Source organism: Idiomarina sp. ST20R2A10, assembly GCF_051842345.1.
Classification (GTDB): Bacteria; Pseudomonadota; Gammaproteobacteria; order Enterobacterales; family Alteromonadaceae; genus Idiomarina; species Idiomarina loihiensis.
In genome coordinates, this window is sequence record NZ_JBNIEY010000003.1 from 35,754 (window position 1) to 57,175 (window position 21,422).

Below are 21,422 nucleotides of genomic sequence, written 5' to 3' on the forward strand. Positions count from 1 at the left end.
AGCAAAAAAGCCCAGCAACATCGTTGCCGGGCTTCCAGAGTGGTTTGCTAATTGTAAAAATTAATTAGCTTTTGAGTTCACCCGACGCCGACTCGATATGAGCGCGGACAAACCACTGGAATTGCTCAAGCTCGGCAAGTTGGCCGGTGAGCATGTCTTCCGAAACCGGGTCCAGTTCAGCGAGCTTATTGAGTGCGTCTCTGTGGTCTTTATTTACACCGTTGTACACTTTATCAAGTGCAACCAGATGCTCAGTGACCAGACCTCTGCCTATCGAATAGTCTTTCCATGAACGGCGATCCACAATTGACTGAGGGGTACCGGCGGGCACGCCGCCCATAGTGGCGATTCGCTCTGCGATGGTGTCGGTCATTTCACGAATGCTATCAACCTGCGGGTCCAGCATTTCATGTACGCCAATAAAGTTTGGACCAACCACGTTCCAGTGAACATGTTTAAGCGTCAGTTGAAGGTCAAGCAGTGCGACCAGGCGGTCGTCGAGCAGTGCTATAGCGTCTTGGGCAGACTTGTCTTTAATCCCAGGGGCGGTGAATTCAGCTGTTTTATCACTTGTATTCATTATTCCTCCTGTTATTTGTTCATCACCCCTTTATACGCGTAAACCGACTTAATGGATCTCGGCGCTTAATAAGCAAAGGCAGCCACCGTATAGGGTGACCGCCTTTGCTTGAGCTGCGAACAACTTATTACCTAATAGCGTTCAAGCCAGTGCGCGTAAGGTGCTGGTAATACCCACGAAGGCTTCTCGACACGCAGTGCTTTGGCTGCGTCGTAAGGCCAGTGAGGATTCGATAAATGAGCACGACCCACCATGACCAAATCCAGTTGCCCTTGTGCAACCGTGTGTTCTGCCAGCTGAGGTAAATCAATGCCCCAGGCGGAAGCCACTGGAATATCCGCCTCTTTACGAATGCGCTCAGCAATAGGTGCCATAAAGCCCGGACCCCAGGGGATTTCGGCGTTTGGTGTTGAGAAACTGATACTGACATTTAAAAAGTCCAGTCCCTCAGCTTTTAGCAACTGAGTCAGTTTAACGGACTCCTGCATCTGCTGCTCGTCATTACCGTCAAACTCAATTACACCAAAGCGTGCAGTTAGTGGGAAATTATCTGGCCATACCTGTTTTACCGCACGAACTGTCTCCACCAGAAAACGGGCGCGGTTCTCGAATGAACCACCGTATTCGTCAGTACGCTGGTTGGCATGAGGGGAAAAGAAGCTTTGTCCCAAATAACCATGAGCAAAGTGCAGTTCAAGCCATTCAAATCCTAAATCACGAGCTCGTTCCGCAGCGGAAACAAAGTCATTTTGCACGCGTTTTATGTCATCCAGCGACATTTCTTTAGGTTCGCGAGGCAGGTTTGCACCAAAAGCGATAGGAGAAGGCGATATTGGTTGCCAGCCTTTAGCATCATTTTCAGCTATATGGTCGTCACCGTCCCAAGGGCGGTTTGCGCTGGCTTTGCGTCCGGCGTGACCAATTTGAATACCGGCAACGGCGCCTGCTTTTTTAATATTCTCGACAACCGGCGCAAAAGCTTTTGCCTGTTCGTCGTTCCAGAGACCGGTGCAGTTGGGGGTAATGCGGCCTTCAGGAGAAACCGCGGTGGCTTCAACAATCACTAAGCCGGCACCGCCACGCGCCAGGCTGGTGTAATGGCTTAAATGCCAATCGTTAACGACACCTTCTTCAGCCATATACTGGCACATTGGGGGAACGGCAATGCGGTTACGCAAACGTACGTCTTTTAACTCGAACGGTTGAAATAATGCGGACAACTTAAGTACTCCTGTTAATTACTGCGCTTGCTGTAAAAGCAATTTTGAGGCACCTATACTAGCTCGGACACTGGTTTGAGATAATTAGAAATAATCTATCTCAACCATCGAAAAAATGAATCAAACGAATGCCGCCCTGACTAACCTTTCTGCTCCCGCGTCTCGACATCCAGGTTGAAGTCGACGACTTTCGTTTTACCGCGATACCAGAGCTCAATACTTTCAGGCTGCCCGTAATAATAGAACACATGCACCGGTTCGCCGTCTTCGCGCTCAAGTAGAATAACGTTTTCAAAGGGCTGTAGGTATTTTTGCTCTGCGTTCTTCGCGAAAATTCGGTTGCGAAGTTTTGTGTTCAACCACGTACCGTCCAGGGTTTCTTCGGGAGTAAACACGCTGTAGTCAACGACAAGTCGGTTGTCGTCTAAGCGCATACCATCGGGTAAATTGTCGGCACTGTATCTTTTCTTGACAATATCCGGTGCTGTTAATAGCGGAATGCGGGCTTCAATACGGGCGGGCGACTCCGGCATATACTCAGGGGTATACGCAAAGCCATATGTGGTGAAACTGAATACCTCATCTTTGTCGCGTGTTAGCTCAATGGTTTCGTCTGCGTCATCGAAAAACTTCACCATTTCGGTCAGTATCACTCGCTTAAATTTGGGCTCTAAGTTGAAATGGTAGCGCTCTGAACTGCTGATAAAAAGCTGGCTTTGTACCGGCGGGTATTTCAGATAGATTCGTTCTGTGTGTTGATACTCCGGAAGGTGACGACTTTTTTCATAGCGAATATCAATAAGCTGCTTCATTTCTTCTTCGGTTAAATCGACTCGTCGTTTTGGCCTTTCATCATAAACCGGGCCTTCCAGGTCGATATCAGGCAAAGTGCTCAAATCAATTTCATCACTGTTTCCTTGCTGACCAAGGAAATGAATTGGAATTTCAATTTTGTGGGTTACTTTATTGGTGGTTTTCTTACGAGGCAGCAAAGTCACTCGTGCGGTAGCCACAGGTCCCATGAAGGAAAAGGCTTTATGCAGAACGCGGCCTTCGCCCACTGAAAGTTTGTCATGTAAGTTATTGCCCTCGGTGCGTACGGTTTCTGCATCAACTTCACCCCGCATGGCTCGTTCTATGATTTCGTCAAGCCATTCACCCATTCGTTCGTGATAATCAGACCGCAGTGTCGTATCCATTCGTAGTTGAAGTTCGCGCTCTGTCGGAGAGAGGGCTTCGCCGATAATGTCTTCGTCCCGCAGCGGCATTGCCTGGTCATCCGGTACTTCAATTTTTATGTCGTAGTTAAAATCACCGGCCTTAACCAGAGTGACAGAGTATCCGCGCTGCTCTAGAGTTTTGCCAACATCGCTTGCTTTAAACTCAAACTGAAGCACATCTTTTGGTAACTCAGTTTCAACGTCGCCGAGCAGTTTAACGGGTTGTGGGTCGTCTTCGGTACGTGGTTCTTTGAAATAAAAGCGTTCCGGGTCGTAACGAATTTCATCGGTTTGGGCAACCCAGTCTAATAGGTCTGGTAGGGCTTTAACGTCTCCGTTATCCATAACTACCTGGGTAAACTGCAGCTGACTTCTAAAGGGAAAAGCAAAAGGTTCACGGACCTGAAACCACTGACCCTCGCGTGAAGCGGTGGAAGCCACAAAATTGTTACGGTAAATATCCAGAAGCTTTTGTGGACTTTCGTAGTCTTTCAGTCGTTTAAAGCGGTCGGCGGTGTAGGGGCGACCTAAAGGGCCAATATAAGAAGCCTTGAAAGGCTCAACATAAAAGTACTGCGCAGGTTTTTCATCGAATTTTATCGTTCTGTAAATGTTCCGGTGGGCTATAAATTCTTCACCTTCCAGAGCTTCAAACAAAGCTTTATCTTCAATGGTTTGGATTTTTTCCTTACGCTCTTTTCTCTTTTGCTGTAACTCAGCCAAAGCCGCTTCTTTTTGCTCCACACTCAGTACCTCTCTTGCTGAATAACTGTCGTTACTGTTGCAGCCCAGCGTAATAGCGCTCGCTGAAAGCGCGCCAATAAGCAACAAAATCCCTTTTTTATTCATGACAGTACCTAATCTGTTTTACTTATACCTGTACCAGCTGGCGCTAAAAATTCTGTTCGTTTAAAGCATGACCGCTAAGAGTACCTGTTAAAGCGCACAACTTTAAGTTAAGGATTTGTAAAAACACAGGCTAGCGGTGGGCTTTACTCGTTAGCTGGCTGATGAGCGCTATAGAGTTGTCGTATACTGGTAAATATGAGACTACTGCTACAAAAATAGACCGGAGATAACCATGCTGAAGTTGAAAACGATACTCATCAGTTTTGTATTGTGTTTATTGAGTACCTCCGCGCAGGCTGAAATCCTCTACAAGGTGACAAAAGAAGACCAGACTATTTGGGTTTACGGAACGCTGCACGCCGCCAAAAAAGACGCCATAATCCTGTCTGAAACGGCAAAAAACGCACTAAAAAACAGTGAAACTGTGTGGTTTGAGGTACATCCTGAAAAGCTGGGAAGTGCTCAGCCTTTGTTTATGCAGCATGCCCGGCGCTCCGAGGGTAAGTTATCTGACTCGGTTGATAGCGAAACCTGGCAGCAGCTCACTACGTTGGCAGAAAAGTATGGTATGAACGCCAGTGCGTTAGAACAGCTCAATGCCTGGTTTGCACAAATTGTCATTGTTTCGCAAGCCATTGCGCAATCCGGTTACACCGCCGAAGGTGGCTCTGAAGGAAAACTGTTTGAGTTGGCAAAAAGCTCGGACATACCGGTTAAAGGGCTAGAAACCGTCGAGCGGCAAATTGATGCTTTACGCGCGGCTCAAAGTGAATCTGGTGAGGGTGAATTGCTGGAGCAGACGCTTGCGGAAGTGGAAAAAATTGAAGAGGTTTTTGCCGATATCCAGAAGACCTGGCTAGAGGGCGATCTGGATAAACTCACCCACTACTTAAACCAGAACCTACCTCCGAAGGCGTTAGACGAGCTGATCACTAAACGTAACAATGAATGGATAACAAAGCTCGCTAAGGTAACTGAGTCTGATAACGTATTCGTGGCCGTTGGTGCGGGGCACCTTGGTGGTCAGCAAGGCGTGCTTGAGCAACTTGAAAAGCAGGGCGCTGATATTCAAAAAATGTAGGAAATAGCCGTCATTAAAGCTGGCTAACGACGTAATCAAACTGTCATTTAAAGTCAGTACTATTGCCTGTTCGAAAATATAACGCTGAGCTTGTTAAGCCAGAGGTTTCAGAACGGGGAAGACGGCATGACCACGAAAGAGAAAAAGCTGAAGATTGATATTTCAGGTGTTGATCCAATTTGTAATAAGTCAAAAGGTGATGACTTTTATGATGTGGTGAACCGTCAGTTAAGCCGGCGCTCTTTCCTAAAAGGAGGCCTTGGCGTTGCTGTCAGTTCCTTTATGTTGTCGCCTTTAATGGCCGGTTGTACGTCCCCTAAAGGCTCTGCTAGTTCATCCGCGGGGCTTGGTTTTCAGGCCATTGCCGGCAACCGAACTGATGTTGTTGATGTACCCGTTGGGTATCGTGCTCAACCTTTTCTGCCCTGGGGTACACCACTTGTGCCTGGTGCCGGTGAGTTTAAAACTGACGCAAGCAATTCGGCGTTAGATCAGGCGCGGCAAGTTGGTTCGCATCACGATGGCATGCATTTCTTTCCCATAGATGTGAAAGAAGGCGGTGCTTCCTCGAAAGAAGGGCTGCTGGTGATGAACCATGAATACGTCGATCCGCAAATTCTTCACACCAGTTTTTCCCCTAACGCACCGCGCCCGCAGCACGAAGTATTGAAGGAGATGATGGCGCACGGAGTATCGGTCGCTCATATTATTCGTAAACCCGACGGAGAATGGCAGCTTGTTGAAGGCAGCTCCTACAACCGTCGAATTACCGCAAGTACCCCAATGCAAATGAGCGGGCCTGTTGCCGGTCATGACAAGTTGATAACTCGTTTTAGCCCTGACGGCACCAGGACTCGCGGAACCATCAATAACTGTTCGCATGGCCATACGCCCTGGGGCACGTACTTAACCTGCGAAGAAAACTGGGCGGGCTGCCTCATGAACGATGACGAGACTCATCCTCGTGAGCATGAAAGATACGGTGTGAACCGCGGGAACAGCCGTTATTACTGGGAAACGGCAACGCCGGGTCTTGATGAAACCGCGCGCTTTAATGCCTCTTCTACCGGTGCTGCAGCCGCAGATGATTACCGAAATGAACCGAACCACTTTGGCTGGATTGTTGAAATAGACCCTTTTAACGCTAAAAGCACACCGGTTAAACGAAGCATGCTGGGTCGCTTTGCTCACGAAGGTATTGTGTTTGCTCCGGCAGTGGAAGGTGAGCCGTTGGTGGCTTATTCCGGCGATGATTCGCGTTTTGAGTATATTTATAAGTTTGTTTCGGCGAAGCCTTATTACAAAGCGACTGCCTCAGGTGAGCTGCTGAATGAAGGTACACTGTACGTTGCGCACTTTAATGATGACGGAACGGGTCGCTGGCTGCCGTTAGATATTGAAAACTCAGAGTTCCAGGCAAAGGCCAGTGAAGCGGGTGTCGAGTTCCATTCTCAGGCCGATGTGCTGTTAAATACCCGGCTTGCGGCCGATGTTATGGGTGCGACGAAAATGGATCGCCCGGAATGGGGCGCTGTGCACCCAACGACCAAAGAAGTCTATTTCAGCTTAACCAATAACACCCGCCGCACCGAAGTGCAGACCAACGCCGTTAACCCGCGCGCGGAAAACGCTTACGGGCATATTGTGCGCTGGAGCGAAGACCACCAGCAAAGTGCTGAATCCTTTCATTGGGACATTTTCTTAATGGGCGGTGAAGCGGGTACACGCACTCCAAACGCTGAAGGGGATGACCTGACTCTAACGGCCGACAATCAGTTCGCCTGCCCGGATGGCTTGTGGTTTGATCATAGAGGCACGCTCTGGATCCAAACCGACATGAGTGGTGAGCTGTTAAGTGAGGGCGGTTTTGGTAACAACGGTATGTACGCTGCTAACCCTGAATCTGGCGAGTTGAAACGCTTTTTAGTTGGCCCTGTAGATTGCGAAATTACCGGAGTGGTAACAACGCCGGATGGCAAAACTATGTTTGTTAATGTTCAGCACCCTGGTGACCGACTGGCGCCCGGTAAGTTCAGCAGTAGCTGGCCTGCCGGTAACGGTGCACGCCCGCGTTCAGCAACGGTTATTATTACTCGTGAAGACGGCGGGGTAGTAGGAGCCTGAAATAGCCAGCCGATCAGTTAAACTGATCGGCTGACACTCTCAACACCACCGCTGTTAATAGCGGTTACACCGTGACGTTCAGGCGTACGTCGATGTTATTACGCGTCGCGTTTGAGTACGGACAAACCTGGTGTGCTTTTTCAGCAATAGATTCCGCTTCGTCCTGACTCATGCCCGGCAAATGAATGTTCAGCGTGGCATCAATACCAAATCCGCCTTCAATCTGGCCAATACCTATTTCGGCTTTAACTTCAGTGTCTTTGGGCAGTTTCACTTTTTCCTGACCCGCCGCGAACTTCAGTGCGCCGATAAAACAGGCTGAATAACCTGCCGCAAACAATTGCTCAGGGTTGGTGCCATCACCGCCTGCGCCACCCAGTTCTTTAGGCGTAGTCAATTTTACTTTCAGTTGGCCGTCGTCAGACTCTGACTGACCATCGCGTCCGCCGGTTGATGTTGCTACAGCTTTGTACAGAATATCCATAACGATTACCTCACTATTTGGTGTGTTGGGAACTAACACGCATAATGTTAGTGCAATAATAGTTATCGCGATAACAGCATTTTCCGAACGAAGTTATCGATATTTTCGATACATCGGACTTGGCTAGTGGTCGGGCTTGTCTTGTAACTGCGCCCGCAGTGATTCAAGGGTGTGTTTTAAGGCAAGGGCCTCATCAGGCTCAAGTTGAGTGGCACAGAAAACCTGCTCCGGAACATCGCAGGCAGACTGTTCCAGTTGCCGACCTTGTTCGGTGAGGTATAAATGCAGTTGTCGCTCATCGTCGATATTGCGCTTTCGGGTTATTAGCCCGCGCTGTTCCAGCCGCTTAATAACCGGACTTAACGCGCCTTTTTCCTGAAACAGCTTGCGGCTTATTTCCGTAATGGTCACGCCATCGCGCTCCCATAAAAGCAATAAAATAAGGTATTGCGGATAGGTCAAATCAAGCTTCGAGAGCAGCGGCTTGTAGAGCTTATTCATTGCCAGCGAGGTTGAGTACAACGCAAAGCAAAGCTGGTTATCCAGCCTGAGCACTTTATTACTGTTATTGTCTGCCATGCGTTGCTCCTGTGTCGTTTGTCTCAATGATACGCAAAGTCAGCTTACAAACAAAGTTTAGGGTTTGTAGTTAAATCAGTTAATGTCTTATAGTAATACAAATTAACTTTGTGCGAATTAAGTTCGGGGTAGTCTCTAAAGCTATTTCCCGGGCACCTTAAACCAGGAATCATGTTATATGCCGAATAAATTAATGACTATGCTCGGGGGCTTTGTGCTGGCGGCTTCAGCTATTGGCTCTGCTGTGGCCGGAAATCCTATTATTAAAGAACGCTTTACCGCCGACCCGGCAACCTTAGTGCATGACGGTGTGGTCTATCTGTATGTAGGCCATGACGAAGCTAAAGAAGACGGCGACTTTTTTGTCCTTCGCGAGTGGTCTATCTATTCGTCAGATAACTTGAAGGACTGGACGCTGGAAGGCGCTTTTCCCCGCACGGAATTTGAGTGGGCAAAAGGCGATACCGCCTGGGCTGCCCAGGCGACTGAACGAGACGGTAAGTTTTACTGGTATGTAACCGTACTAAACGACGACCCCGCTCCGGAAAAACAAGGTTTTGCGATAGGAGTGGCGGTGTCGGATGACCCGGTTAATGGTTGGAAAGACGCAATAGGCGGGCCATTGATAACCGCTGATATGACAGAATCGCCTGAATTTATGAAGGATGAGCCGTGGGACAATATCGACCCAACTGTATTTATTGATGATGACGGACAAGCGTATTTGTATTGGGGGAACACGCACCTCTACTACGCACGTCTGAAAGACAATATGACCGAACTGGACAGCGAAATTCATAAAGTTGATATCAATAACATGCCAGGTACCTTCACTGAGGCGCCGTGGCTGCATAAATACCAGGATAAATATTACCTGACATTTGCGATGAATTATCCTGAAGAGCTGGCGTATGCGGTAAGTGACTCGCCTGAAGGGCCGTGGGAATATCAGGGGCTGATAATGGATGTGTTACCTGATAGCGGAACTAGCCATCAGGCTGTTCTTGAGTTCGAAGAGCAGTGGTATTTGGTTTATCACACCGCCGCGCTGCCAACGGGTGGGAATTATCGTCGTTCGGTTTCGATAGAACATCTTGAGTACAATGAGGACGGCAGCATCCAGAAAATTACCCCAACGGCGTCGGGTATTCACTACAATGCGAAACAGTTGCAGGCCTTTTCAAATAAAGAGTTTCTGACTTATCAGGGTGACGGTGCCGCTGTTGCTGCAGGTGAGAAAGAAAACTATAGCCAGCTGTGGCATCTGCAGTCGTTACGCGGTGAGAAGAATACGGTTTCGTTTCAGCCTGAAGCATCACCTGGTTTCTACCTTGTTTCGGAAAACGGTAAGTTAACCGTAAGCAAGCATGATGGCTCAGACAGTTTTATCGCCAACGCGACCTTTAAGCAAGTTGAAGGCCTGTCCAATAGTGAGTGGTCTTCTTATCATTTGGCAGATAAGCCAGAGGTCTATCTGGTATTACATGAAGGCAGTCTGAAGCTGAGTAAACCTTCGTCTAATGAAGAGAAAGAGGCGGCGACTTTCCGGCCTTCTGCACCTTGAATATAATAAAAAGAGTCCCATGTTTTCCTTAACAAGCCGTGCGTTCATCGTTTTTCTATGTAGCACGGGTATTCAGAAAAAAGGAGCAGCTTATGCACATTGATCTGAACGGAAAACACGCCATTATTACTGGCTCTACAGCCGGTATTGGCTTTGCAATTGCCGAAGGGCTCGCCAAGGCTGGTGCTAATGTTGTGATCACCGGGCGTACTCAACAGCGGGTTGATGAAGCCATCGCCAAGATTAAAAAAGCGGCTCCTGATGCTGGCATTGAAGGTGTCGCAGCCGATCTTGGAACCGCGGAAGGTTGTAAAACTCTGACTGAACAGCAACCAGACACTGATATTTTGGTTAATAATGTCGGTATTTTCGGACCTGAGGACTTCTTTGAGGTGGATGATGATACCTGGCAGCAATTTTTCGATGTGAACGTGATGAGTGCGGTGAGACTCTCGCGCCATTATGCGAAAGGCATGAAGGAGCGTGACTGGGGGCGTATTCAGTTTATATCCAGTGAATCGGGCATTAATATTCCTAGTGAAATGGTGCATTACGGCATGACAAAATCAGCGCTGTTGTCCATTTCCCGGGGGTTGGCGAAAGTACTTAGCGGCACTCAAGTGACAGTTAACGCCATACTGCCCGGACCCACACGCTCAGAAGGCGTGCTTAATATGCTTAAAGACATGGCTGAGGAAGAGGGCGTTTCACAGGAAACAATAGAGTCCCGCTTTGTTCAGGAGAACCGGCCTTCGTCCATTATTCAGCGCTTAGCAACGCCTGAAGAGGTTGCTAATATGAGTGTTTACGTGGCATCGCCGCAGGCCAGCGCCACTACCGGCGCAGCGCTGCGAGTCGAAGGCGGTATTGTCGATACCTTAACTTAGCCTTTAGGCCGCGTTGTTATAGGCGCGACGGCGCCGACGAAAGCGACTTAAGCGAGCTGGCTGAGCATCCGAGAATGTGTATTTCATCAGCGACAGCTCGCCGTCATGGTTTTCAAACAGAGCCGTGCAATTTTCCACCCAGTCACCGGTATTGGCGTACAGTAAGCCGTCAGACTCAACCAATTCTGGGTGATGAATGTGTCCGCATACAATACCGTCTAAACCACGCTTTTTAGTTTCGCGGAATGAGGCCGCCCGATAGCGGCCAATGACTTCTTCGGCTTTACCAATTTGGCTTTTCACGTAGGCCGACAATGACCAGTAATTGTGGCCAAACAGGTTGCGAATGCGGTTTGTTGTTCGGTTAAGCCACAGTAAGAAGTCATAAAGATGGTCGCCAACAAACGACAGCCAGCGGCTATGGCAGGTTTCGGCATCAAACGCGTCGCCGTGCATTACCAGCAAACGTTTGTTGTCAGCGGTAGTATGAATAGCCTGACGTTGAATGCGAATACTGGCCACATCTGGATGGCGATATTTACGCATAACTTCGTCATGGTTGCCGGGAATGTAGATAACCTCGACACCGTTACGTGCCATTGCCAGTATTTGCTGAAGTACCTTATGATGCTGATCCGGCCAAAATATCTGCCGTTTCATTGCCCAAAAGTCGACAATGTCGCCAACCAGATACAACCGCTCAATATCAACGCGTTTGAGCAGGTGAAGCAGAAATTCGGCTTTGCAATCTTTAGAGCCAAGGTGTACGTCGGAAATAAACAAAGTTCGGGCGTTCAAGCGAGCCTGAGGCATAACGATCTCCCACTGTGGGTTTCGTCCATACTCCTCTGCTTAAATGAACCGCCGTTGACAGTTCATTTAAGCTTTTGTGACATCGGCAGACTATTTGCGACAAGATCAGCTTTATTATGAATGGCATAAAGTCAGGAAGCATTGTGCACCGGCTCAGGCATTAACCAGGCATAATCTTTAAAACGCTCATAGAGCCTGATACTCCGATCTAGCGTGCTTGTTCTACTTTTTGCCATGACGTCCCTGTCTATTGGGTAATGCGAATATGAAACCCGAAAACCATAAACCGGACAAGCATCTTTACAGTAATCATACATGAGAACCAAGGGGCGCTTGATTCCCCGACGACTTTTGACCATGCTTATTTTAATTAAGTTACTGAGTAACGGTAAAAACTTGGAGGTTTAAATGGATAACAAAGACGCATTTGAGAAAAAGCACGAAGCAAAAATAGAAGAAATGAAAGCTGAGATTGACCGCTTAAAAGCGAAAGCAAAGCAGTCGGAAGCGGAGTCTGAAATTAAGTATGAAGAAAAAATTAGTGAACTTGAAGCGTTAAGAAATGATGCAGAAACTAAGCTGGAAGAAGTTAAGAAATCCAGCAAAGACGCATGGTCTGACGTTAGTAAGGGACTTGAGTCGGCAACAGAGTCTTTATCAACGGCGCTGAAATCGGCCAGTCAGCAATTTAAAAAATAAAGGGTTTAGGGGTGGCTACTTGCTGGCTGTTAGCCACCCTGCAAAAAATGCTGCGGCAAGTGCCCCGGCAATAATAGCGATAAACCATGCAGCTCCAGCCCGCTTTCCTAAATTAATTGTCCAGCCAAGCATTGGATAAAATTTCGGCACCCAGCTGCGCGTATCTTTCTTGCTAAAGTATATGCCGAGCCACAAAGGCCGTGACCAGTTGCTTTCGTCATGCCATTCCTGAGAATTGATTTCTTCTTGAGTCATAAAGGCCTCCTAAGAACAAATAGTAGTCGATTTTTCCGGGAAATCACGGGGTGAGTTGATATCTCCCGCAACTCAATGTAATTTTCAGTCCATTCTCACTAATCTGAAGCCATTATGTCCTCTTTGTTAAACTGGATGAAAACTCTGGGCACGATACCTCTAGCCCTTTGCGTTCTTTTCGTTGTATTTCTGCCTTCAATTTTATTCGCGGCATTTATTGTCTGGATTTTCGACTTGCTGTTTTTAGACCTGGCATGGATGTCCTGGTCAACTTTTTGGTGGATACTGGGCGTTTGGGTTGTGACCATGATCATTGCGTTAGCTGGTCAAGCCGACAAGATTCTGTTTGGTACGCCGAAGTAGTCTAATCTTTAGGAACATAATATTCTCGCGATTGATACAAAATAGACGGCAACATAGCGAATGCTCTTATTTTTTTAACTGCTCGGGGTTTAGCGGATCCTCTATCGGCTCTTGCTTATCGGCTTCCGAGATATAGCGATAATGCTCAGTTGGCTTATTTACCCTAAGAACGGTTAAAGTCTCACCTTCCAACCAGCCGTAGTTGTCGCCAAACTGCATCATTGCCCGGTTTTCGGGAGCTTTATCTGTGCGGCTTAAATCCTGTCCTACTGTTGGCAAATAGGCGGAAACACCTGCTAAAGAGAGTAATGTGGGAGCCAAATCAATTTGGCTTGCCGTCGACTTAATGGTTCGTGGTTCAAGATCTGCGCCTAAAATCAGTCCTGGTATGTGGAATTTATTGACCGGGATTAAGTCGTCACCGTAAACCCGGGTATCATGATCGGCCACGACCAAAAATAAGGTGTTATCCCAGTAGTCACTTTGTCTGGCTTTTCTAAAGAACTCTCCGAGTGCGTAATCCGCATATTTAACTGCATTATTCACGGTATTTTTAGGCTCCTCATGAAGCTTTATAGTGTTATCGGGGAACTCAAACGGTTCGTGATTAGAGGAGCTAAAAGCCAGGGTGAAGGTGGGGTGTTTAGCTGTGTTGACTACTAATCGCTGATGTAGTTTATTAAATAAATCTTCATCGCTAACACCCCAGCTCCCAGTAAAATTCGGTGTTTTGTAATCATCTTGATCGATAATCGATTGAAAGCCATTACCGACAAAAAAGTTGGCCATATTGTCAAAGTGAGCCTCGCCGCCGTAGATAAACTCGGTGAAATAACCCCGCCGGGATAAAACATCGGCAAGTGTAAAAAACTGACGCTGTGAGTTTGAAAGTTTTACGGTGCTTCGTGCTCTAGTCGGTAAAAAACCTGAAACAACAGCCTCTATACCGCGTACTGAACGGGTTCCTGTTGCGTAAAGCCGCTCAAACCACCAGCCATCTGATTTCAGTCGCTCCAGATTAGGTGTTACCGGTACGCCACCAAGTGATTCGACAAATGTCGCACCCAGGCTTTCTTCTAAAATAATGACAATATTAAGAGGCTTTTCACTTTTCCGTGTCGCAGGCTGAAAGTGTACTGTGGGGTAGTCTTTATAAGGAAATTCATATTCTTTAAGGTGAGTGTTCTGCTTAACTGTTGTTAAAACTTCATCGGTTTTCATATCACCATATATAAGATTTGCTTTTGATTCGTGTTTTAAATTGTAAAGTGCATACTCTAAGGTATAAGTGGAATTCAGAATCAATGAATTGACCATGGCATCAGAGGTAACCGCGAAAAATGCTGGGTTAGCCGGGCGATGCGCTAGTGTTGAACGGATGCCGAGTACTACCATCACTAGAAGAAGAGGGTAAACACCCAACAAATACCGACGGCGCATTGGTTCTGGTTGAAATCGTTGAGCAATAATACGGGCTATGCGCTTTAAAATGTATATGGTTAGTAAAGTAGAAGCCGCACCTATCATTAACCAAGTTTTGAATCCGTTCCATAGTGTGGAAAATACTTCGGCGGGATACTCTAGGTATTCAAAGAATAAGCGGTTGGGTCTAGTGTCGTACTGAGCCAAAAAAGCCGGTGTTGAAATCTCCATGAACCATAAAATGATGAAGCATAATGTAAACCACAGTAAAGCAGCACGATACCAGAGACTCTGGACTCGATATCGGTTCATAAAAGGAATAAAAAGTGGGAACGCAAGAAGTGGAATGATAATAAAATAGCTTACTTGCATAAGATCGGCTCGTAAGCCCAGAATGAAAAACTCTCCTAACCCTATAGCTTCGCTGACACGGTTGCTGTACAGAGAGAAGTGAAGAAAGCGGAATCCACTAAGCAGAGCGAGCGCAGAAACAAAGAAAAGAAATATTGGCCGCAATAATTCTGCAATTGGTAAAATTGGTTTGATCATAAATATTGTACTAGTTCTTTGTTGCTGCTTAATAAAAGGCAAACTAGCAGCGCATTCTTAAGTAAGCCTTAAGAAACATTTAATAAGTTATTTAAAGATGTTGATGGCTAAGAGGGCGATAGAATGAAACCGGGAAAGAAAGGCTTAGAACGAATTTGGTACGCAACTTTTAATTCGCTGCGAGGCCTTAAAAGTGCCTGGCAGTACGAGGCGGCCTTTCGACAGGAAGCACTAATGTGTTTGATTTTGGTTCCAGTTGCTTTTTACGTTGAAGCATCGTTGGCTGAGCGGCTGCTATTGCTTGCAAGTCTTTTTATTCTACTCATTACTGAGCTTCTTAATTCGGCGGTAGAAGCCGTTGTTGACCGAGTTGGGGCAGAGTTCCACGAGCTTAGTGGAAGGTCGAAAGATTTAGCCTCGGCAGCGGTCTTTTTTGCCCTACTGTTTATGCTCGTGGTTTGGGTTAGCATTCTGTTTTTTTGATTTATTGGGTATGTTCAGGAACTTTCTACAAACTAACGCTCCACTATTCCTTAATAGCCCTTAAGGTTCTCTTAAGTAAACGCTCATACAGTAGCAGCATGAATGATTCTGTCAGCGATGTCCGCTGGAAAAGGAGTAATCGTCATGCGCTACCAATGGGTTACAACAACACAGGCTAACCGGTCGTCGGTTGAGGCATTTATCTGTGAACGCTACTGGCTCAATTTTAATGCCTGCCTTAGTCAACTGCCCGAGGTGCTGCTAGCCCTGTACGAAAACGACACTCTGGTTGCGGCATGTGGTATTCAGTTTGCCGAACAAAAGCCGTTGTTTTCAGAGTTCTATCTCGATAAGCCATTGCAACAATACTCTGTTGGCAACAAGCCGATGCCAGCGCTTGAAAAGATAGCTGAAGTCGGTTCAATGGCCGCTCTGGCACCGCCTTATTTACCTTTGCTGTTTCAGGCTGTTATCGATTCTCTCTTGTCGAGAGGAATAACCGCTGTTGTCTTCACTGCAACCCGGGCTCTGCAAAAGTATTTCGCGAGACAAGGCATAGAATTAACCCTTCTAGCCGAAGCTAAGAAAAACGCTTTGCCCGAGTCTGTCCGCGATATATGGGGCAATTACTATGAGCACACACCGTTTGTTCTGGGTGGTTGGCTGAGCCAGGGGCATGCGTTATTCACTAAGCAACGCCCTGCGTCTGTTTTCAGGTCGACAGTAGGGGCTGCGTCATGCCTGTAACTGAGTTTTTTGACCAACTGCAAGCGCACGCAAAAAGTAATCCAAATCAGCTCTCTGTAAGTGACGAGCAAACGGCTATTACTTACCACACGTTACTTAGTCGGGTGGCCGCCCGACGCGACTATTACCTGCAACAGCCAGACCCTGTTGTTCTTATCGACAAACCCAACTCCATTGATTGGGTTATAGATGACCTGGCGCTGCTGTGGGCGGGCAAAGTCAGTGTCCCGGTACCACCATTTTTTACTGAACAGCAGAAGCAGCATTTGGTTCAGCAAACCTTGTCGTCGCCGCAATTGCCGTCGATGACAGCTAAAATCACCTATACCTCAGGAACAACCGGTGAACCTAAAGGAGTTTGTCTTGCTGCCGCGTCTCAGATGGAAACAGTGAAAGCACTGGCGGAGCGTCTGGGAGCGGTGAAGGTTAAGCGGCATATGGTACTGATGCCGCTTGCTGTATTGCTGGAAAATATTGCCGGGGTGTATCTATCGCTTTGGCTAGGTAATGAAGTGGTTCTGGTTGGTTCAGAAACTCTGGGGCTGAAAGGATCATCATCACTCTGTGCAGAGTCTTTTTTTGCTGCGCTACGGCTCTACCAACCGGATAGCCTAATTCTAACGCCTGCACTGTTGGCGGCTATTGTATCGGGTGTTGAGCAAGGTTTGTTAGATAGTCAGCAGTTCAAGTTGTTAGCGATAGGTGGCGCAAAATTACCCCTGCCGTTGGAGTCAAAAGCATTGGCATTAGGCCTGCCGCTGGTTCACGGCTATGGATTGTCAGAGTTTTGTTCTGTTGTCGCATTGAACTCACCCGACCGTCCGGTTGTCGCTTCGGTTGGCAAACCGCTACCTCATGCACAGGTGACTATTGATGAGGGCGAAGTTGTGGTCTCCGGCAACTGCATGCTGGGTTACCTGGGTGAGCCAGACTCCTGGTATCCGAAAAGGATAAGAACTGGCGACCTTGGCTCATGGGATGCTGAGGGCAACCTGCGCATTGGCGGGCGTATTAAGAATATTATTATTACGGCGTTTGGGCGCAATGTTGACCCTGAGTGGCCAGAAGCCCTGTTGAGCCTGCAGCCCAACATCCGACAAGCGGCCATTTGGGGCTCGGAAGAGTTACCCATTACCGCGCTGCTATATTCTCCTGAAAACATCGACTCTGTTGCCGCTCGTGTTAAAGCGGTTAATCAGCAGCTTCCTGACTACGCGCAAATCGAGCGGTATTTTCTTATCACTGAACCTTTTTCTCAGGCCAACCAACAGTTGACCGGAACCGGACGTCTTCGTCGTCATCAAATTGCTAACGACTATTCCGAGCTATTAACGCTATAGAGGTATTTTATGTCCTTTTTTAACACTTTATGTGAGCAGACCCAGACAGAACAGCAGTATTTGCTGAGCGCAAGACCTATTCAACAGGCATTGCAGGGCGATATTTCATTGCCTCGTTATCAGGCTTTTTTAAGTCAGGCTTACCATCATGTAAAGCATACGGTTCCATTGCTGATGCGCTGTGGCAGCCGCCTGTCGCTAAACGATGAGTGGTTACGCAAAGCGGTTATTGAATACATTGGCGAAGAATATGGTCATGAGCGCTGGATACTCAACGACCTCGATGCCGCTGGCGGCGATGTGGATATGGTGCAGAACTCAGAGCCACATACACCGACACAGGCCATGGTGTCTTTGGTTTATAACGCGATAGACAATGTGCATCCTACGGCGTTCTTTGGCATGGCACACGTACTGGAAGGAACCAGCGTGAAGCTGGCAACGGCCGCCGCACATAAAATCCAGAGCACACTTGGCTTGCCGGAGTCAGCTTTTAGTTATTTGCTGTCCCACGGAGACCTGGATCAGGAGCACGTTCAGTTTTTTGAGCAACTGATGAACCGAGTTGAAGACGCCGACGCGCAGCGCGCCATTATTCAAACCGCTAAACACGTTTATCGCTTGTATGGTGATATGTTCAGAGCTTTGCCGGAGCTTGCGGGTGAACAACCGGAAGCGAGTGTATGAGCAAAATAAACTGGAAATCACAAAGCATAGTACTGACGGGCGCATGCGGAGGGCTAGGTATTCAACTTGCCGAGCTGCTTAGTGCTAAAGGAGCAAAACTTTTATTATTAGGACGCTCAGAGCCCGAGCTAACTGCACTTGCCGCGCATTTGCAGCAGGACTGTTTTGTGTTGGATCTCTGTGCGTCCGATGCAATAAGCCATTTGCACCAGTTTATTGAGCAGAAAAACCTGCGCATTACCGGTCTTATCAATAATGCAGCAACCACACATGAAGGACTGCTTGAAGACGCTACCTCTGAGGACATTCAGCGTGTTATCGACACCAACCTAACCGTGCCCGTGGCTCTTATTTATAGGCTACTGCCTCGACTAAGAGCAAATCATGGCTGGGTCATGAATATTGGCTCTGTATTTGGCGCCATTGGTTTTCCGGGGCAGGCACTTTATTGCGCCAGCAAGTTTGGCCTACGAGGGTTTAGTGAGGCGCTGCAGCGAGAGTTGCAACCAGAGGACGTACGAGTGCTTTACTGCGCCCCCAGAGCAATACAGACGCAACTCAATAACGGCGTTATCAGTCGTTTAAACCAACAGTTGAAAACCTCGGCGGATGCCCCGGAATGGGTTGCGCAACAAATCGTTCATCAAATTGAACAACAACAACCACTGAAAACCCTGGGCTGGCCGGAAAAGTTATTTGCCCGGCTTAACGGGCTGTTACCGGAACTGGTTAACCGCAGTATGAAAAAGCCACGAATTTTATTACACCAATTGATCAAGGAAAAATCGCTATGAAACCAATAACTGTATTATTTACCTCAATGGCGTTAGCTGTAACGCTTTACTTGTCGCCGGTTGCTGCAGAAGAAGTCAGCCAGTTGCTGAGCGTTCAGCAACGCTGGGCTGAAGTGAATTATAAGATTGCGGGCGACGAGCAGCTAAAAGCGTTTGAAGAACTGTCGGCGCAAGCTGAAAAATGGGTTGAGCAAGAGCCCGATAATGCCGAAGCGCATATTTGGCTGGGTATTATTAAAAGCACTCAGGCAGGTGCTGAAGGTGGGTTGAGCGCTCTGGGTTTGGCAAAAGACGCGAGAAAATCTCTGCAAAGAGCATTGCAGCTTGATCCTCAAGCTTTGCAGGGTTCTGCTTATGCAAGTCTCGGTACGCTATATTACAAAGTTCCCGGCTGGCCGTTTGGTTTTGGTGACGACGACAAAGCCAGTGAATTATTGCAACGCGCATTGGAAATAAACCCCGACGGTATTGACCCTAACTACTTTTACGCCGACTATCTGTATGAACAGGGCAAGTACTCAGATGCAAGAAAATACGCAGAGCATGCGCTGAGCGCTGAAGTGCGGGAGCAAAGACCATTAGCTGATGCGGAGCGACGCAAAGAGGTTCAGGCGTTACTGAAAAAGATTCATCACGAGTTGAAGAGGTAATTGGCCGCATGGAGTTGTTACTGGTTGAAGATGATGCGATGTTAGGACAGGCTGTGGAACTCGGCTTGTCCGAGCGTCAGTTCCTGGTTCAGCGGGTACGCACGGGAGCTGCGGCTATTAGCGAGCTAAACCGAACTCACTACGATGCTGTTGTTCTGGATTTGGGGTTGCCGGATTTAGACGGAACCCGCGTTTTGGCCAGCCTCAGAAAAAAGGGTATGACGTTGCCTGTATTGGTTCTGACAGCGCGAGATCAATCCAGTGAAATTGTAAAGCAGCTGGATAACGGCGCTGACGACTATATGATCAAACCGTTCGATATGAACGAACTGGCTGCCCGCCTGCGCGCTCTGGTTCGTCGCCAGCGCGGCTATGCTTCCCCGGAGTTAAAAGTGGGTGATATTGTTTTGGACGACGCTAACCATACCGTTGTTGTTGAAGGACTGGCAGTTAACCTTTCCCGCCGCGAATTTGAGCTACTGAAAGCATTAATGTCCGCACCGGAACGTGTGCACAGCCGTGACAAGCTCGAGCAGGTTGTGTTTCAGAATGAAGCTCAGGTAGAGAGTAACGCGCTGGAGGTTCATGTGCATAATTTACGTAAAAAGCTGGGCCATAAAGAGTGGATTCAGACTATTCGCGGTATTGGTTACCGACTGCAATGCAATTAGTTAAGCATGTAAGGCACAAGCTAAACTCTATTCGTAGGCGTATTCTTGTCGCTGTATCTCTTTTGTACCTTGTCAGTTCAACCTTGTCAGCAGTATGGATTTACTTTGAAGTGAGCCATGAGGTTGATGAACTCTTTGATGCGGAAATGCTGCAGCAGGCAAAAACCTTATCTGCATTTATGTCCGTGAATTCCGAGCGCTTGCCTGAAGCCGGGGTGATCATTGAATCAATCGGTGCGCACAACTATGAAGATAAGCTGTCTTATAGGATAGAAAACACTGAAGAGCTGCTTCTTATGCAAACTGAAGGCGCCCCGGATGCCAGTGCTTTTGAGTTTATCCCGGGTTTTTCAGTTAAGAGAGTGAAAGACGAACTTTGGCATGCATTTGGCTTGGAGAACGCAACTGGACAGCGAATACTAATGTTGCAGGAAGACGGCTTTCGTTCTGAACTTAGAATGGATTTAACCGTCGATACGGTTATTCCGATATTACTGATTTTACCTTTTATGCTTTGGTTGGGATGGTGGACCATCAACCGGAACTTCTCCAGCTTTAACCGTCTGGCAGGTGAGTTAAGGCGTAAACGTGCTGACGACTACACCGCCTTTGTTGAAGATAACGACAGAGAGGAAGTTGCATTAGTAAAACGTTCTTTAAATCACTACATAAATCGTATAGAGCAAACGTTCTTACGTGAGAAGCGTTTTTCCGCAGATGCAGCTCATGAGCTTAGAACTCCTTTGGCCAGTTTGAAGGCTCAGATTCAGAGTCGACTTGGGAGCGCTACCTCAGAGCAGCAGAATGAGCTTCAGCCTCTCCTAGACAGTACCGAACGGTTGGTTAAATTGGTTGAAAGCTTATTGCAGTTGTCTAAAGCTGAGTTGCCACCTGAACAGCTAAAGCAAGTTAATGTTGCCAGTGTTCTCAGGCAGGTACTTGCCGACCAGTACGTCGCTGCGGAATCGAAGGGGCTGAGCTACCATGCACAACTTCCCACTGTGTTTCAGCAAACAAGTGATGAAAGTCATCTCTATCTTTTGTTTGCTAACGCACTGGATAACGCTATTAAGTATGCGGTTCCGGGTTCTCATATCGGAATCGAAGTCACCGAAAACCAGATATTTGTTTGTAACCGCGTCGCTGCAGACCATGTTATTGATATTGACCGAATTACCGAGCGGTTTTATCGCGGAAAACAGCTAGATGTTGAGGGCTCCGGACTGGGTCTGAGTATTGTGAAGAATTTGGCCGAGCAACTCGGCGTTCAGATTAACTTTCGACATATCGATGATGAGTTCTGTTTTATTGTAACTTTTGATACGGATCAATAAGCGGCTGTATTCCCGGCGTTGAGCGCA

Annotated in this window: 22 protein-coding genes; 14 read left to right on the top strand and 8 right to left on the bottom strand. The window is 47.6% G+C overall.

Translation table 11 applies throughout. The features are described 5' to 3' along the window. Window positions 1-64 precede the first annotated feature (64 nt). From dps to ACP7H9_RS05975, 3 genes are all read right to left on the bottom strand, one after another. Complete coding sequence (gene dps / locus ACP7H9_RS05965) at window positions 65-580, bottom strand: DNA starvation/stationary phase protection protein Dps (RefSeq protein WP_034819182.1); 516 nt, start codon at window positions 578-580, stop codon at window positions 65-67. 131 nt (window positions 581-711) lie between these two features. Continuing rightward, on the bottom strand, window positions 712-1,800 hold the full coding sequence (locus tag ACP7H9_RS05970) for an NADH:flavin oxidoreductase/NADH oxidase (RefSeq protein WP_439222342.1): 1,089 nt from the start codon (window positions 1,798-1,800) through the stop codon (window positions 712-714). 140 nt (window positions 1,801-1,940) lie between these two features. Next, complete coding sequence (locus tag ACP7H9_RS05975) at window positions 1,941-3,869, bottom strand: hypothetical protein (protein WP_273025366.1); 1,929 nt, start codon at window positions 3,867-3,869, stop codon at window positions 1,941-1,943. Between the two features lie 232 nt (window positions 3,870-4,101). Between ACP7H9_RS05975 and ACP7H9_RS05980 the strand changes: the two genes are divergently transcribed. Together ACP7H9_RS05980 and ACP7H9_RS05985 are read left to right on the top strand one after the other, a co-directional pair. Further along, window positions 4,102-4,950: a TraB/GumN family protein gene (locus tag ACP7H9_RS05980; protein WP_414018822.1), complete on the top strand. Its 849-nt coding sequence runs from the start codon at window positions 4,102-4,104 to the stop codon at window positions 4,948-4,950. 126 nt (window positions 4,951-5,076) lie between these two features. Further along, complete coding sequence (locus ACP7H9_RS05985) at window positions 5,077-7,074, top strand: PhoX family protein (protein ID WP_439222343.1); 1,998 nt, start codon at window positions 5,077-5,079, stop codon at window positions 7,072-7,074. A 64-nt stretch (window positions 7,075-7,138) separates the two neighbouring features. Here ACP7H9_RS05985 and ACP7H9_RS05990 read toward each other — a convergent pair whose 3' ends face one another. Together ACP7H9_RS05990 and ACP7H9_RS05995 are read right to left on the bottom strand one after the other, a co-directional pair. Next, window positions 7,139-7,558: an organic hydroperoxide resistance protein gene (locus ACP7H9_RS05990; RefSeq protein WP_286823151.1), complete on the bottom strand. Its 420-nt coding sequence runs from the start codon at window positions 7,556-7,558 to the stop codon at window positions 7,139-7,141. A gap of 123 nt (window positions 7,559-7,681) precedes the next feature. Continuing rightward, window positions 7,682-8,137 (bottom strand): MarR family winged helix-turn-helix transcriptional regulator, encoded by a 456-nt coding sequence (locus tag ACP7H9_RS05995; RefSeq protein WP_439222344.1) that lies wholly within the window; start codon window positions 8,135-8,137, stop codon window positions 7,682-7,684. A gap of 178 nt (window positions 8,138-8,315) precedes the next feature. Here ACP7H9_RS05995 and ACP7H9_RS06000 point away from each other — a divergent pair, with 178 nt between their 5' ends. After that, window positions 8,316-9,701 (top strand): family 43 glycosylhydrolase, encoded by a 1,386-nt coding sequence (locus tag ACP7H9_RS06000; RefSeq protein ID WP_439222345.1) that lies wholly within the window; start codon window positions 8,316-8,318, stop codon window positions 9,699-9,701. Window positions 9,702-9,793: 92 nt separating this feature from the next. Next, window positions 9,794-10,588 (top strand): SDR family NAD(P)-dependent oxidoreductase, encoded by a 795-nt coding sequence (locus ACP7H9_RS06005; RefSeq protein WP_011233346.1) that lies wholly within the window; start codon window positions 9,794-9,796, stop codon window positions 10,586-10,588. A 3-nt stretch (window positions 10,589-10,591) separates the two neighbouring features. Here ACP7H9_RS06005 and ACP7H9_RS06010 read toward each other — a convergent pair whose 3' ends face one another. Next, window positions 10,592-11,401 carry a UDP-2,3-diacylglucosamine diphosphatase gene (locus tag ACP7H9_RS06010; protein WP_011233347.1) on the bottom strand — a complete coding sequence of 270 codons (810 nt, stop codon included), beginning with the start codon at window positions 11,399-11,401 and terminating at the stop codon, window positions 10,592-10,594. A 408-nt stretch (window positions 11,402-11,809) separates the two neighbouring features. On the opposite strand from ACP7H9_RS06010, the gene ACP7H9_RS06015 reads away from it, so the two are divergent. Beyond that, window positions 11,810-12,100 carry a hypothetical protein gene (locus ACP7H9_RS06015; RefSeq protein WP_011233348.1) on the top strand — a complete coding sequence of 97 codons (291 nt, stop codon included), beginning with the start codon at window positions 11,810-11,812 and terminating at the stop codon, window positions 12,098-12,100. 15 nt (window positions 12,101-12,115) lie between these two features. On the opposite strand, the gene ACP7H9_RS06020 is transcribed toward ACP7H9_RS06015, so the two are convergent. Next, complete coding sequence (locus ACP7H9_RS06020) at window positions 12,116-12,355, bottom strand: hypothetical protein (RefSeq protein WP_011233349.1); 240 nt, start codon at window positions 12,353-12,355, stop codon at window positions 12,116-12,118. 114 nt (window positions 12,356-12,469) lie between these two features. Between ACP7H9_RS06020 and ACP7H9_RS06025 the strand changes: the two genes are divergently transcribed. After that, window positions 12,470-12,718: a hypothetical protein gene (locus tag ACP7H9_RS06025; protein ID WP_011233350.1), complete on the top strand. Its 249-nt coding sequence runs from the start codon at window positions 12,470-12,472 to the stop codon at window positions 12,716-12,718. A 66-nt stretch (window positions 12,719-12,784) separates the two neighbouring features. On the opposite strand, the gene ACP7H9_RS06030 is transcribed toward ACP7H9_RS06025, so the two are convergent. Beyond that, window positions 12,785-14,689 carry an LTA synthase family protein gene (locus ACP7H9_RS06030; protein ID WP_439222346.1) on the bottom strand — a complete coding sequence of 635 codons (1,905 nt, stop codon included), beginning with the start codon at window positions 14,687-14,689 and terminating at the stop codon, window positions 12,785-12,787. A gap of 123 nt (window positions 14,690-14,812) precedes the next feature. On the opposite strand from ACP7H9_RS06030, the gene ACP7H9_RS06035 reads away from it, so the two are divergent. From ACP7H9_RS06035 to ACP7H9_RS06070, 8 genes are all read left to right on the top strand, one after another. Next, complete coding sequence (locus ACP7H9_RS06035; RefSeq protein WP_011233352.1) at window positions 14,813-15,172, top strand: diacylglycerol kinase; 360 nt, start codon at window positions 14,813-14,815, stop codon at window positions 15,170-15,172. A 144-nt stretch (window positions 15,173-15,316) separates the two neighbouring features. Next, window positions 15,317-15,919 carry a thermostable hemolysin gene (locus ACP7H9_RS06040; protein WP_439222347.1) on the top strand — a complete coding sequence of 201 codons (603 nt, stop codon included), beginning with the start codon at window positions 15,317-15,319 and terminating at the stop codon, window positions 15,917-15,919. Further along, window positions 15,910-17,259 (top strand): AMP-binding protein, encoded by a 1,350-nt coding sequence (locus ACP7H9_RS06045; protein ID WP_439222348.1) that lies wholly within the window; start codon window positions 15,910-15,912, stop codon window positions 17,257-17,259. Before ACP7H9_RS06040 ends, ACP7H9_RS06045 begins: the two co-directional genes overlap by 10 nt. A gap of 9 nt (window positions 17,260-17,268) precedes the next feature. Beyond that, window positions 17,269-17,946 carry a TenA family transcriptional regulator gene (locus ACP7H9_RS06050; RefSeq protein ID WP_034819173.1) on the top strand — a complete coding sequence of 226 codons (678 nt, stop codon included), beginning with the start codon at window positions 17,269-17,271 and terminating at the stop codon, window positions 17,944-17,946. Further along, entirely contained in the window at window positions 17,943-18,740 is a 798-nt protein-coding gene (locus ACP7H9_RS06055) for an SDR family oxidoreductase (RefSeq protein ID WP_439222349.1), read from the top strand. Before ACP7H9_RS06050 ends, ACP7H9_RS06055 begins: the two co-directional genes overlap by 4 nt. Then, window positions 18,737-19,390 (top strand): tetratricopeptide repeat protein, encoded by a 654-nt coding sequence (locus ACP7H9_RS06060; protein ID WP_439222350.1) that lies wholly within the window; start codon window positions 18,737-18,739, stop codon window positions 19,388-19,390. The genes ACP7H9_RS06055 and ACP7H9_RS06060 overlap by 4 nt, the downstream gene beginning before the upstream one ends. A gap of 8 nt (window positions 19,391-19,398) precedes the next feature. Continuing rightward, window positions 19,399-20,061, top strand: a complete 663-nt coding sequence (locus tag ACP7H9_RS06065) for a response regulator (protein ID WP_034819167.1) — start codon at window positions 19,399-19,401, stop codon at window positions 20,059-20,061. After that, window positions 20,052-21,395: a histidine kinase dimerization/phospho-acceptor domain-containing protein gene (locus ACP7H9_RS06070; RefSeq protein WP_439222351.1), complete on the top strand. Its 1,344-nt coding sequence runs from the start codon at window positions 20,052-20,054 to the stop codon at window positions 21,393-21,395. The genes ACP7H9_RS06065 and ACP7H9_RS06070 overlap by 10 nt, the downstream gene beginning before the upstream one ends. Window positions 21,396-21,422: the final 27 nt, after the last annotated feature.